Source organism: Lentzea pudingi (genome assembly GCF_014646255.1).
Lineage (GTDB): Bacteria > Actinomycetota > Actinomycetes > Mycobacteriales > Pseudonocardiaceae > Lentzea > Lentzea pudingi.
In genome coordinates, this window is the sequence record NZ_BMNC01000008.1 from 67,690 (window position 1) to 81,117 (window position 13,428).

Sequence of the window (13,428 nt, forward strand, 5' to 3'; positions counted from 1 at the left end):
TCCTGTCTCTCAATGGTGCTTGATCTCAATGAGCGAACACGCCGCAGGCGTGCACTCGAGTCTCTTCAGCCCGATGTACTCCATGCCGATCGAGCCGGTGAGGGCGAAGCCGTCCCCGAAGGCGAGGTCCGGGTCGCCCCGGACCTCGCCGTTCGCGAGCGCCGTCCGCCAGGCCTGTTCCAGGCCCGGCTTCAGGACCAGCAGCCCGAGCCGCTCGTAGGGCGGCTTGGCGCAGGTCCCCCACTCCGCGATGAACGGCGCGTAGACCTTCGACCGCACCGGACCGGCGAAACCGGTGAAGTCGTCACCCCGCTCGACGGTCGCGCACTCGTCGGTCAGCGCGTGCAGCCACGCGCCGATGCCGTCGACGCCCCTGCTGAGGTCTGGGGTGGGTTCGGCGCGCCCGACGAGGAGGGCGAACGCGACCGAACCCACCACCAGGAGGGCGACCAGGGCCCTCGTCACCGGATGGCGCACGCGGATCCGTTGAGCGTGAAGGACGTCGGGTCAGCCGGAGGCGTCGACGTCGACGTGGCGTTGAACCCGAACGACACCGAGCCGCCGGCCGGGATGTCCGCGTTGTACGACACGCCCTTCGCCGTGGCCTGCCCGCTCGCGACCGTGACGGTCGACGACCAGGCCTGCGACAGCTGCTGCCCGGACGGGAACGCCCACACGAGCTGCCACGCGCTGATCGCACTGGTGCCCGTGTTCGACACCGACACGTTCGCCGTGTACCCGCCGTTCCACGTGCTCGGCCTCGTGTACGCCACCGTGCAGGAACCCGTGGGGGTTCCGCCACCGGTCGAGGTTCTGACCGTGACGCCCGGCGACGCCGCCGAGGCGTTGCCCGCGGAGTCCGCCGCCACCACCGTGAACGAGTACGAGGTGTCCGCGCTCAGGCCGGTCACCGTCACCGAGTTCGTGGAGGACGTGGCGACGACCTGGCCGCCGCTGTAGACGCGGTAGGCCGACACGCCCACGTTGTCCGTGGAGGCACTCCAGTCGAGCTTCACCGAACTGCCGGTGACGCCCGAGGCGACCGGGGTGCCCGGCGCCGACGGCGCGGTGGTGTCCGGCGTGCCGGTGCCACCCCCGAACACGACGTCCGAGCAGCTGTAGAACGCCTCGGGGCTGTCCGAGCGCTGCCACAGCGAGTAGATGACGTGCCGGCCGGACTTGTTGGGCAGCCTGGCCTGCCAGGCGTACTCGCCGCCTGCCAGCGGCGGGTTCGTCACCTTGTCGAACGGTGCCGGCTCGAGGTCGGACCACTTGAGCGGCTTCGTCACGTCGAAGCCGTCCTTGGTGACGTACTGCTCCCACGTGCCGGGGTGCGGCGCCCACGCGTTGTACCGGAACGTGACCTGGCTGTTCGCCTGCACCTGGGTCGTGGGCCAGTCGGCGCGCGTCAGGTTGTAGGCGGAGTACTTCGTGGTGGGACCGCACAGGTTGCCGTCCGGGATGATCTCCCGGTGGCGTCCGGCGGCGTTGCTGATCAGGTTGCCGAACCAGTCCCACAGCGGTTGCTTCCCGCCCTGGGCCACGGCCGCGGCGCACGCCGGGTTGGTCGGGTTCAGGTCGCCGCCACCGCCGCCCGCGCGGCCGTCCTCGTAGCAGAGGTAGGTGCGGCTGCCGGGCCAGACCATCGACCCGTGCGCGACCGCCGTGCCGCCGGTGTGCACGAGAACGGCACCGACCGCGGCTGCGACAGCCAGGAGCGCTATGCGTTTCTTCATCTCGGGACTCCTCACCCGTAGATCTCGGCGTGCAGGGAGAACGCCGTGGCGATCTCGGCTTGCGCCCAGAACCGGTGGTAGGTGAACGTCGGTGCGGGCCCACCGTCCAGATAGGACTGCACCTTCGGCCACTGCGGGTCGTTGCGGAACATCGAGCGCATCGACAGGAACGAAGAGCCCTGACCGATCTGGTCACCGTTGGGCATCTTCCCGGTCCAGCCCGGTGGCACGTACGGGCCTTCCGCGGTGGAGGTGTTGTAGACGTCGTCGAACCGGTTGTAGTCCGCGCGGGTCTCCGGGGTCGCGATGCCGAGGCTGTCCTGGTGCGACAGCAGGGACGTCAGCAGTGCCTCACCCGTGGTCTTGGCCGAGGCGTTGCCCGACCGGGCCGCGTAGTTCAGCAGCACCTTGGCGTACGACGCCGCGATGCCGACGTCCTGGTTGCGGTTGAGCACCCGGACCCGCAGGTTCGCGTTCGCGCCGGGGTTGGTGGCGTTCCACGTGTCCGGCGCTCCCGACCACTCGAGGTCCGCGGGGATCTGGAAGTTCGTGCCGGTCGTGGTGTTCGCGATCGCCCACGGCACCCACTTGTCGAGGATCTTCTTGGCACGCGCGTCGCCGGTCAGCCGGTACAGCGCGGCCGTGCGCTCGATCCCCCACACCTGGAAGCCGAACCACCGGTTGCTCGGCGGGTCGCGCCACACCGGGTGGGCGTCGTAGTACATGCCGTAGAACGTCGGCGTACCCGAGGGAGGCGCCGCGTACTGGCCCTCCCAGCTGTTCGTCACGCCGCCGGCGAGACCGCCGTCGGCCGACTGCAGCCACTGCAGCATCTCCAGCTGCCGGTTCAGCGACGTGGCCCAGTCCTGCTGCCCGGTGGCGGACAACGGCTTGAGCGCGGGCACGTTCGCGAGAGCGTGCGCTGCCAGCGGGTTCTGGTAGCCCTGGTGCGAGGCACCGTCACCGATGCGCCACGCCCAGCCGGCCGACGTGTCGGTCGCGCCGCCCCAGGCGTAGTACCAGGACATCAGGTAGTGCGCGCTGTTCTTGCCGGTCGCGCCGGGGCACGACGTCGGGCTGCTGCAGTTGCCGATGCGCTTGAAGTACTTGTCGAACATGGCGTACCGCAGGTAGTCGCCCATCTTCGCGGACTTGCCGATCTCGCTGGAGATGTCACCGGCCTTGCCCTGCGCCGTCGCCCACTGCTGGGCCAGCAGCGCCACCTGCACCACGCGGGCGTCCGCGTCCGGCGCGTTGGTGTACTTCCACTGCTTGGCGTAGGACGAGTCCTTCGTGAACAGGTCCAGGAAGCCGTTGGGACCGCCGTGCTTGAACGTGTCGCACGAGGGCTGCGGGATGGTCTCCCACACCGACTCCGACGAGCCGCGCTGGTAGGTGTTGATGTACGCGGGTGCCGTCGTGCCGTCACCGCACCGGCCGAAGCCGTAGGTGTTGTCGACGTCGATCAGCCAGTGCATGCCGTAGACGTCCGAGTTGCCGTACGCGGACTTGAGCTCGGCCGCGATCGGGTCCTGGCCCACGGGGACGGTGCCGTCCAACGTCGACGGGTACGCGTCCATCCTCGGGTGTTCCGGTGCGTAGGTCGCCGGCTTCGACGGGTCGTACTTGTCGTTCGTCGGCTGGTCGGCCTTCGCGGGGATGATGTACTTCTCCATCGACGCGAACGCGGACTTGAACGGCGCCCAGTCACCGGTGACGCGGCCGTAGCTCGCCTCCAGCCACAGGTAGTAGCTGAACGCCTCGGACGTGGTCTGGTGACCGTGGTCCGGTGCCTCCACCATCAGCGTCTCGACCGAGTGGTAGGGCACGAGCAGGTCGCCGAACTTGCGGAAGTAGCCGCTCGCCGGATCCTTGATCTTGTTGTACTGGTCGAGGAACGCCTTGTTGAAGTCCGAAGTGGACGGGTCGATCTCGTTGACCGTCACGCTCGCCGGGCTGTACCCGGTGGCCGAGGCCGTGAACGTCGCCGTGCCGAGCGCACCGCCGTTGTTCGCCGACGCCACCGTCACCGTCTGCTTCGCGGTGCCGGAGAACGTGAGCGTCGCCGGGGTCGCGGTCAGGTCGGTGCTGCCGCTGCGGCCGATCGTGACCGTGACGGGCTGGCTCGGTGCCGTGGCCAGGGAGACGTCGAACGTCGCCGACTGGCCCTGCTTGACCGAGACCGTGCTCGGCGAGGCCACCACCGCCGGTCCGGACAGCACCTTGACCGCGGCCGGTGCCGAGGCCGTGGTGGCGCCGCGGTTGTCCGTCGCCCGCGCGGTGATGCTGTGGTCGCCCGCCGGAGCCGACGTCCACGTGCCGGTGTACGGCGCGCTGGTGTCGGTCGCGACGAGCGTGTCACCGGCGTAGAAGTCGACCTTGGCCACCGTGCCGTCGGTGTCCTGCGCGGTCGCCGCCAGGGGGATTGTCGCGGGCAGGGTGTAGCTGCTGCCGCTCGTCGGTGCCGTCAGTGCCACGGACGGCGACTGGTTGGGCCCGGTGCAGGACACGCCGTTGACGGCGAAGTCCGTCGGGGGCCGGTTCGCAGAGCCCTTGCTGCCGTTGAAGCCGACCTGTGCCGTGCCGCCGGAGGGCAGCGAAGGCGCCCAGGGCGGGTTGGTCACGGTCACGGCCGCGCCGGTCTGCGTGAAGTTGCCGCTCCAGCCCTGGGTGACGCGCTGGCCGTCCGGGAACGTCCAGGTCAGGTTCCAGCCGTTGAGTGCCTCCCCGTCGTTGCGGATCGACACGGCCGCGCCGAATCCGGTGTTCCACTCGTTGGTGATCTGGTAGGTGACGGTGCAGGCCACCGCGAGCGGTGCCGCGACGGCGGGAGTTCCGCCGACCAACACCACCGCCGCAACCGTCAACGCCACTTTTCGTCGAGTCATGCCGCCGCCCTCTCGACAACTGGGAGCGCTCCCAGAGTTCACGGCACTGTAACGTGGGCCACATCGGCCAAGTGGCCGCCGGTGCAGCCGGTGTTGTGCCTTGTGGCCCTGCCCGCTAGGCCTGATGACACAACGGGCGTTGCGCTACCGGTTCCTCTTACTGCTCTCTTCGAGTGGAATCCTGGGAGCGGTCCCAGACGAGGATGGGGGCGCCCACGCCACTTCGGACGCCCCCTGGTCTCGTCAGCCTCGGCCGGCGCCCGCACCAGCGGTGACCACGCTCTTCACGCTGCTCGCGCTGTCGAGCGGGTAGGAGTAGGGCACGCTCTTCACGGAGCCGCCCTGGTCACCCGTTCCCGAGTTGACGAAGTGGTTGTTACGCGCCACGAGCGACCCACCGGGTGAACTGCCCTCACCGCGGTGGAACGGGTCCTGGGTGTTCTCGAAGTAGTTGCCCTCGACCAGGACCCCGCCCTCGACGGTCGACGCGACGCCGTAGTCGGTCACACCGCCGTAATAGTTGTTGTAGACGTGCACCGGGTTGCCGAACCGCACGCGCGGGTGGCGCTGCTGCGTTCCGTCGAACCAGTTGTGGTGGTAGGTCACCCGGAGCTTGCCGCGATCCTCCGAGCCGTTGCCGTCGCTGTGGCCCAGCAGCATCGTCTTGTTGTGGCTGGTGAACTTGTTCCACGACACCGTGACGTAGTCGGAGGCCCGCTTGACGTCGAGCGCACCGTCGTAGCCGTTGGAGAAGGTGTTGTGGTCGATCCACACACGGGTGGAGTACTGCACGTTGACCGCGTCGTCGCCCCAACTCCTGAAGTTGAGGTTGCGCACGATCACGTTGGAGGCGTTGGCGATGTTGAGACCCTGCCCGGTGATCGTCGAGCTCGAGCCGACACCCTCGATGGTCTTGTTCGAGGCGACCTTCGTCATGCTCGGCAGCGAGATGGTGCCGGACACCCGGATCACCGCCGCGCCCGACGCCTTCGCGGCCGCGACGAACGCGGACGCCGTGGTGACCGTGACCGGCGTGGCGCTACCACCACCCGTCGTGCCACCTCCCTGAGTGGCCCAGCCGACCAGCCCGAACGGGGCCGCGGCCGCCTGGGGAACGGACACCGCGCCGAGGACCAGCGCGGCGGCAGAAATCAATGCTGCGCGTTTTGGAATCATTACTCGCTCTCCCAAAATCGGTGAGCGGCGGTACGTCTCACACAACCAGGACCGGACAGAACGGTCAACCATTTCGATGATATTCGAATCGAACAATCGAAACGAGTTGACAGAATAGACCACCGCTCTACGATTGAATTACCGCCGCGCATCCCCCTGCAAGCGGAGCGCACATGAAGAAACTGACACCACTGGTGTTGGCCGCCGCACTGGCCGCCTTTCTCGCACCTCAGGCACAGGCTGCGGGCAGCACCTTTCCCACCCCGTCCGGATCGAAACCGGTCAGTGCGACCATCAAGGTCGGATCGAGCGGTTACGACGGCGGCATGCAACGGTTCTACGGCACCGGCAACCTCGGTTCCGGAGGCCAGAACGAGGGCCAGGATCCGATCTTCCAGCTGGCCGACGGCGCGACGCTGAAGAACGTCGTGCTCGGCTCGCCGGCCGCGGACGGCGTCCACTGCCTCGGCACCTGCACGCTCACCAACGTGTGGTGGGAGGACGTCGGCGAGGACGCGGCCACGTTCAAGGGCACGTCGTCGTCGCAGACCATGACCATCAGCGGTGGCGGCGCGCGCAAGGCGTCGGACAAGGTCTTCCAGCACAACGGGCCCGGCACGATGGTCATCCGCAACTTCCAGGTGGACGACTTCGGCAAGCTCTACCGGTCCTGCGGCAACTGCAAGACGCAGCACAAGAGGAACGTCGTGCTGGAGAACGTCACCGCGTTCTCCCCCGGCAAGACGCTGGTCGGCATCAACACGAACTACGGCGACACGGCGCGTTTCTCGAGGATCACGATCGTCGGGGACAGCAGCAAGAAGATCTCCGTGTGCGACAAGTACCAGGGTGTCACCAGCGGTGAACCGAAGAAAATCGGTTCCGGGGCGGACAGCACGAACTGCCTGTTCAAGTCCTCGGACATCACCTACAAGTAGATGAAATGCCCCGGCCGCTGGCCGGGGCATTTCTCACCACACTTCAAGAGTGTGAACTCCGATGTGTTCGAAATTCCAGTCGTCCCCGATTCCGGGAATCCGCGGCAACGTCACGAACCCGTTCTCGTCCAGCGGATCGGCGATGGCGTTCCGGTGTGGCGGAACCCGGTCGAAGTCCACGTGCGGGTGCAGCAGACCTCGTTCGTACCACCGGCCCGCGTCCGTCGCGCCGAGCACGGTCAGGCTGGCCGACCCGTTGCCGTGGATCTCGCAGTCCATGTTGAACGACTCCGCGAGGTGCACGGTCTTGAGCACCGGCGTGATGCCACCGCTGCCCGCAGGTCCCGCCCGCAGGACGTCGCACGCGCCGGACGTGATCCACTCGGCGCGGGTGAAGTGCTTGCCCCACGCGACCTCCGGGCCGATCACCGGGATGTCCAGCTGCTCCGCGAGCCACCGGTAGGAGCTGATCGACGCCTCCTCCATCGGTTCCTCGAACCAGTAGAAGTCCAGCTCCTGCAACGCCCTGCCGAGCCGCAAGGCCTCGGTGCGGGAGTACCAGTGGCTCGCGTCGAGCATCAGCGCGACGTCCGGCCCCACCGCCTCCCGCACCGCCCGGCACGCTTCGATGTCACGGGAGACGCTCGGCGCGCCAGGAATGGGCGGCATCCACGTGTGGAGCTTGATCGCCCGGTAGCCGACCGACACGAGGTGCTTCGCGAAGTCCCCGTAGTCGGCCGGAGTGGCGAGGCCGTCGGTGTCACCGCACATCGTGCTGGCATAAGCGGGAATCCGGTCACGAGCGCCACCCGCGAGTTTCCAAGCCGGCAGGTCCACGCGGCGTGCCACGAGGTCCCACAACGCCTGGTCAACAAACCCGAGCGCCCGGTCGGTGAACCCGCCTTGCGAGCCGCGCTGGCGCCGGGCAAGCAGGCGCCACAACCGTTCGCGGTCCCACGGGTCCTGGCCGAGCAGCACCGGCCGCACGTGCTTGTCCAGCACGGCCGGTCGCACCTGGTCCGGCTGCACCTGGCAGTACCCGGTGACGCCGTCGGTGTCGGTGACCTCCAGCAGCGCCTCGACCACCTCGTGCTCGGGCGCCGGGTGCCGGTGCCCCTCGGGGTCGACGGACGTGGCCGCCGTGGTCTTGAACGTCCGCACCACCACCCGTTCGATCATTTGCGCTTCTCCCAGTCCTGCTGGGCGGTGGTGAGCTTGGCCGCGAGCTGGTCGAGGAACTCCTGCGCGGACATCTGGCCCAGCAACACCTTCTGGTACAGCGGTTCGGTGTCGGTCTTGGTGATCGACGAGTACTCCGGCAGGTAGACCGGCGCGGGCACCAGCACGGTGGCCGGGTCCTCCAGCACCCCGAGCGCCATCTTCACGGCCGGGTTCTTCTGGATCCACTCGGCGCCGCGCACGTCGGTGTTCGCCGGGATCTGGCCGACCTTCTCGTTCCAGTAGCCGTTGCTCTCCGCCGAGACCAGGAAGTCGACGAACTTCCAGGCCGCGTCCCGGTTCTTCGAGCCCTTGAACACCGCGAAACCGTCGGTCGGGTTCGGCACCACGGCCCGCTTGCCGGACGGGCCCTTGGGCAACGGCATGGCGCTGACGCGTTCCGGGCCGAGTGCCTTCATCACGTCCGCGGTCGAGCCGAGGTTGTGGTGCATCATCGCCACCGTGCCACCGGTGAACTGCGCGACCATCTGCGTGTAGTTGTTGTTCACGTCGGCCTCGGGCGTGGCCTTCTTGTACAGCTCCGCGACCTTGCGCACGAGCTCGGCGTTGCGCGGGTCGGCGACGGTGCTCTTGCCGCCGTCGTAGAACTTCTCGACGCCGGAGTAGGAGTAGGCCTCGGACAGCAGCTGGAAGACCGATCCGGCGCCGCCGCGGATCGTGAAGCCGTACTGGTTGGCCGCGGGCTTGGTCAGCTTGGCGGCCGCCTGCGCCAGTTCGTCCCAGGTCGTCGGCTCCGGGATCTTGTTCTCCTCGAACCGGTCGGACCGGTACCAGATCACGTCCATGTTGCCCGACGCGGGAACGGCGTAGAGCTTGCCGTCGGGCGCGGTCTGCCGCACGGTCTCCAGCAGGCTGGTGAGCAGCTTGCCCTTGAGCTCACCGCTCTCGACCCGCTCGTCGGCCGGTTCGAGAGCGTCCTGCCCGACGAGGTGCGCGAGGTAGGACGTCGTCACGCCACCGACGTCCGGCGTGGACCCGCCGGCGATGGCCGTGTCGTACTTCTGCTGCACCGACGAGCTCGGAACGCCCACGTAGGCGATCTTGACGTCGGGGTTCGCCGCCTCGAACCGCCTGATCAGCTCCTGGTAGATCGGCGTGCGGCCGGGGCCGCCGTTGTTGTCCCAGAACGTGATCGTCGTCGGGCCGTCCGGCGTCGCGGAACACGCGCTCACCACCAGTGCGAGCGCGACCAGCAGTCTCTTCATGCTCTCCCTCATCCCTTGACAGCGCCCGCGCTCAGTCCCTGCACGAGGAACCGCTGCACGACAGCGAAAACCAGCACGACCGGCACGGCGGCGATGACGCCACCCGCCGCGAGCGCCCCGAAGTCGGTGTTGAACTCCCCCAGCGCGTAGCTCAGCCCGACCGGCAGCGTGAACTTGTCCTGCCTGCTCGCGAACATCAGCGCGAACAGGAAGTTGTTCCAGGCACCGATGAACGCGAACGACCCGACGGCCACGATCGCCGGAACCAGCTGCGGCAGCGTCACGGCGAAGAACGCGCGCAACCGCGAGCAGCCGTCGACCATCGCGGCCTCTTCGAGCTCGATCGGGACGTTGCGCACGAACCCGCTCATCAGGATCAGCGCGAGCGGCAGCTGGAACGCGGTGTCCGCGATCACCAGTCCGGTCAGGCTGTTCAGCAGCCCGGCGGACTTGAAGATCACGAACAGCGGGATCAGCATCATCGCGCCGGGGATGAACTGCGTGCACAGCAACGCCAGCAGGAAGACCTTCTGGCCGCGGAACTTGAAGCGCGCCAGCGCGTAGCCGCCCATGAGCGCGAACACGGTGACGGTGATCAGCGTGCCGACCCCGATGATCAGGCTGTTCTGGAAGAACAACCCGAACCCGACGCCGTTCCACACGGTGTCGAAGTGCTCGAACGTGATCGGCCACGGCACGAGCGAGGTCTCCCCCGCGGGCCGGACGGCGAAGACGACCATCCAGTAGAACGGGATCAGCGTGAACAGCAGGTAGAGCACCAGCGGGAGGTGCAGCCGGAAGTACCGGCTCGGGTCGCGGTGCTTCTTGCGCCGAGGTGGTGCCGGAGGTGGCGGCACGACCGTCTTCGGGCGAGTCAGCGTCTGGGTCATGCCCGGCTCCCGAACTTGGACACCCTCAGGTAGAGGATCGAGAAGAACAGCAGGATCACGAAGCCGGCCATCGTCAGCGCGGATCCGTAGCCGAAGTCGTGCGAGTCCACGGCTTTGCGCGCCACGTACAACGGCAGGGTGGTCGTCTGGTTCGCCGGTCCGCCGCCGGTGAGCGTGTAGATGAGGTCGACGTTGTTGAACTCCCACACCGCTCGCAGCAACGTGGACAGCACGATCGCGTCGCGCAGGTGCGGCAGGGTGACGCTGACGAACCTGCGCCACCGCCCGGCACCGTCGACCGACGCGGCCTCGTACAGGTCGCCGGGGATGGTCTGCAGGTCGGCGAGCAGCAGGATCGCGAAGAACGGCACCCCTCGCCACAGCTCGGTGACGACGGTCGCGGGGAACACCGTCGCCGGGTCGCCGAGCACCGACGTGCCGGGATCGCCGATGCCCCACTGGGCGAGCTGCTGGAAGATGCCCGTCGACGGGTTGTAGAGCAGGATCCAGATGCCGGTGGTGAGCACGCCGGACACCGCCCACGGCGAGAAGACCAGTGCCCTGGCCAAAGCGCGGCCGATGAACGTCTCGTTGACGATCAGCGCGAGGACGAGTCCCAGCACCAGCTGCAGTCCGACCTCGACCACGACCCACTTGGCGCTGAACGCGAGGCTCTGCCAGAACAGCTCGTCCTCGAACAGCATCCGCCGGAAGTTCTCGAACCCGATGAAACCGTTCTTCCACGGTTGCGTGACGGTGTGCTGGCAGAGGCTGAACCACCCGACGCTGGCGATCGGGTAGACCAGGAACACCCCCATCAGCACGAGCGTCGGGGCGATCAGGGCGTAGGGCGCCCAGGTGCGGGTCCTCACGCGGGGTTCCACCCGCTCAGGTAGGCGGCCTTGGTGTGGTTGCGCGCCTGGTCCGCGGTGAGCTGCGGACGGTCCGGCCCGGTGCCCGCGCCGGGGCCGGTGTTGCGGTACTCCGCGAACCTGGCGCCACGCCACGGGAAGCCGGACATGTCGGTCCACGGCGCGCTCTTGATCGCGGCCGGGAGCTCGGTGTCGCGGATGACGACCTGGGCGATCGCGTCCGGGTCGCCGCCGGGGTGCCACGGCCTGCCGAGGAAGTACGTGCCCGCGGGAGCGTCGCTGCGGATCTTCGAGTCGACGATGAGGAAGCCGTGCGGGTTGTCCTTGCGGGTGCTGGCCGCCGTCACGTACCCGTTGGGGTTCTGGCCGCGGTTCAACGCGGTGATGGTCGCCCGTTCGAAGACCGCCGTCGCCCGGCCGAAGAGGAAGTCGACGTCACCAGTGATGGCGCAGTCCCGGTAGTACTGACGTGACCGCGTCGTGGTGGACGGCGTGTCGGCGTACAGGGTGTCCTGGTGGCCTTCGAACCGCACGCGGTCGAAGAACGCCCTGTCGCCGGTGGCCTTCACCGCGACGGCCTGGGTCGCCGTGATCTCCGGGTGCCGCGCGCGGTCGAAGGAGTTGCGGAAGGTGAGGTCGCGCGCGGTGAACCCGTCCGCGGCGATGGTGGCCGTGGCGCTGCTCGTCGTGCCGTACGTCGTGCCGTCGGGCTTCTTCGTGCCGCTGGCGTTGTCGTAGTCGATCACGACGTCCTGCGCACGCCCGGTGGCGCCCCTGAGCGTGAGGTTCGCCTTGCTCTGGGGGATCTTCACGACCTCCCGGTAGACGCCCTTGGGCAACGTGATCACCGCTCCGGCCGAGGCAGCGTCGATCGCGGCCTGCACGGTCGCGAACCCCTGCCCCACGACGAGGTGGCGCCCTGCCGGTTGTGCACCTGCGTCAAGGTGCTTGACGCGGTGCGCGGGCTCCAGGCCCCGGTTCAGCGTCGGTGTCCACCCGGCGTCGGTCCCGAGCTCCTTGCCGGGGTTGGCCGCGTTGTGAGCGTTCACCAGGCTGACCGGCCGGCCGTCGACCAGGTTGCCGGTGTCGGTGATCGCCGTGCCGCCCCAGTTGTAGACGATCTTCTCGGGCGCGATGCCCTTGATGTAGTTGTTCTGGGCGTAGATCTGCGACTTGACGCCCACGCCCCAGCTGTAGGTGGGGGTGCCCTCGTAGAGGTTGTTGTAGACGTGCACCTGGCCGAACCGCACCCGTGGCGCGCGTTCGAGCACGTTGCGGAAGACGTTGTGGTGCACCGAGACCCGCAGCTTGCCGGGATCGGTGGTCGAGCTGTTCGACGAGCCGATCAGCATGGTCTTGCCGTGCTCGGCGAAGACGTTGCGGGACACCGTGACGAGGTCGGACCCGTTCGTGATGTCGAGCTGGCCGTCGTGCACCTGGTAAGGCCGTCCGAAGTGGAGCGGCTGGGTGCTGTCGACGTTCGGCTCGTCGGTGAACGTGCTGTGGTCGACCCACACGTGCGCCGACCGCTGGACCGACACGGAGTCGTAGAGCGAGTTCCAGTTGCCGGGCGGCGAACCGGGACTGTTGTCCGTGGGATCCCACTGGGGGAAGCAGTCGCGGGTGTCGCGGAAGGTCAGGTTGCGCACGATCACGTTGCCGCTGTTGTGGATCCGCAGGCTGCCGCCGGTGATCCCGGCCCCGCGCCCGACGCCGATGATCGTGGTGTCCGCCGGCACGGTGAGCGCGATCGTCGCCTCCTGCTTCTTCGCCGACGCCACCCGAGCGTCCTCGAGCGCACCTTCTGGTTCACGCTCCCACCCCCACACCGCGGGGTCGTAGGCCGCGAGATAGCCCTCCAGCGTGTACCCGTCGACCGCGTAGTCGCTGCAGCGCAACGGTTTCCCGTCCGCACCGGTGTTCGCGTCGATCACACCCCTGACCTTGACGATCCGCGGCCCCGGCGCCGCGAGCGCCGCGACGAGCTCGGCCCGCGTGCGCACCTCGTGCACGTGCGAGGCGGGCGCCGCCGCTCCCCCGGTCGTGCCGGGCCCGGCCGACGCCCAGCCGTCCCCCGCGGCCAGCACCTGCCGCGCCGGGTCGTGACCGGCGTGAGCCGGGACCGCCCCGGTAACCGCGCAGGCGAAAGCCAGCGCGCCAACGAAAAGCCGCATGACGGAATACCCTTCAGAAAGGATTCACATTCTTGAACACCGTCCACGATCGTGAACCGAGAATACGAATGTGTTCGCCATGCGTCAACGAAGTGAATTCATTCGATGAGTCGCGACGGTATTCGACGACTATTCGAGTCGAATACCGTCGAATGCGCGGAACCGGAGATCGCCGGTCAGATCGTTCGGGCGCCCAGGTCCCGCAGTCGCGCCATCAACCGTGGCGCGAGTTCCTCCGGGGCGAGCCACTACGGCTGCAGTTCGGCGTGGACCACGCCAGGAATCAGTCAGGCGGTGATGACCGCGCCGC

General features: G+C 68.1%; 10 protein-coding genes. 1 reads left to right on the plus strand and 9 read right to left on the minus strand.

All coding sequences use genetic code 11. From position 1 onward, the window contains the following. Nucleotides 1-9: 9 nt before the first annotated feature. The 4 genes from IEY88_RS26840 to IEY88_RS26855 form a co-directional block, all read right to left on the minus strand. On the minus strand, nt 10-477 hold the full coding sequence (locus IEY88_RS26840; protein ID WP_189157626.1) for a hypothetical protein: 468 nt from the start codon (nt 475-477) through the stop codon (nt 10-12). After that, nucleotides 462-1,736: a lytic polysaccharide monooxygenase gene (locus tag IEY88_RS26845; RefSeq protein WP_189157627.1), complete on the minus strand. Its 1,275-nt coding sequence runs from the start codon at nt 1,734-1,736 to the stop codon at nt 462-464. The genes IEY88_RS26840 and IEY88_RS26845 overlap by 16 nt, the downstream gene beginning before the upstream one ends. A gap of 11 nt (nt 1,737-1,747) precedes the next feature. After that, nucleotides 1,748-4,624 (minus strand): glycoside hydrolase family 48 protein, encoded by a 2,877-nt coding sequence (locus IEY88_RS26850; protein WP_189157628.1) that lies wholly within the window; start codon nt 4,622-4,624, stop codon nt 1,748-1,750. A gap of 243 nt (nt 4,625-4,867) precedes the next feature. Then, a complete protein-coding gene (locus IEY88_RS26855; protein ID WP_229693796.1) occupies nt 4,868-5,779 on the minus strand; it encodes a pectate lyase family protein in 912 nt (303 codons plus the stop codon). Nucleotides 5,780-5,973: 194 nt separating this feature from the next. On the opposite strand from IEY88_RS26855, the gene IEY88_RS26860 reads away from it, so the two are divergent. Continuing rightward, a complete protein-coding gene (locus tag IEY88_RS26860; RefSeq protein ID WP_189157630.1) occupies nt 5,974-6,738 on the plus strand; it encodes a pectate lyase in 765 nt (254 codons plus the stop codon). A 33-nt stretch (nt 6,739-6,771) separates the two neighbouring features. Here IEY88_RS26860 and IEY88_RS26865 read toward each other — a convergent pair whose 3' ends face one another. The 5 genes from IEY88_RS26865 to IEY88_RS44455 are packed head-to-tail and all read right to left on the minus strand — an operon-like array spanning nt 6,772 to nt 13,118. After that, nucleotides 6,772-7,917: an enolase C-terminal domain-like protein gene (locus tag IEY88_RS26865; protein WP_189157631.1), complete on the minus strand. Its 1,146-nt coding sequence runs from the start codon at nt 7,915-7,917 to the stop codon at nt 6,772-6,774. Beyond that, complete coding sequence (locus tag IEY88_RS26870; RefSeq protein WP_189157632.1) at nt 7,914-9,182, minus strand: ABC transporter substrate-binding protein; 1,269 nt, start codon at nt 9,180-9,182, stop codon at nt 7,914-7,916. Before IEY88_RS26870 ends, IEY88_RS26865 begins: the two co-directional genes overlap by 4 nt. Before the next feature lie 8 nt (nt 9,183-9,190). Beyond that, nucleotides 9,191-10,072, minus strand: coding sequence for a carbohydrate ABC transporter permease (locus IEY88_RS26875; protein ID WP_189157633.1), 882 nt, complete (start codon nt 10,070-10,072; stop codon nt 9,191-9,193). Then, a complete protein-coding gene (locus tag IEY88_RS26880) occupies nt 10,069-10,944 on the minus strand; it encodes a carbohydrate ABC transporter permease (protein WP_229693797.1) in 876 nt (291 codons plus the stop codon). The genes IEY88_RS26875 and IEY88_RS26880 overlap by 4 nt, the downstream gene beginning before the upstream one ends. Then, on the minus strand, nt 10,941-13,118 hold the full coding sequence (locus IEY88_RS44455; RefSeq protein WP_229693798.1) for a pectinesterase family protein: 2,178 nt from the start codon (nt 13,116-13,118) through the stop codon (nt 10,941-10,943). The genes IEY88_RS26880 and IEY88_RS44455 overlap by 4 nt, the downstream gene beginning before the upstream one ends. Nucleotides 13,119-13,428 lie beyond the last annotated feature (310 nt).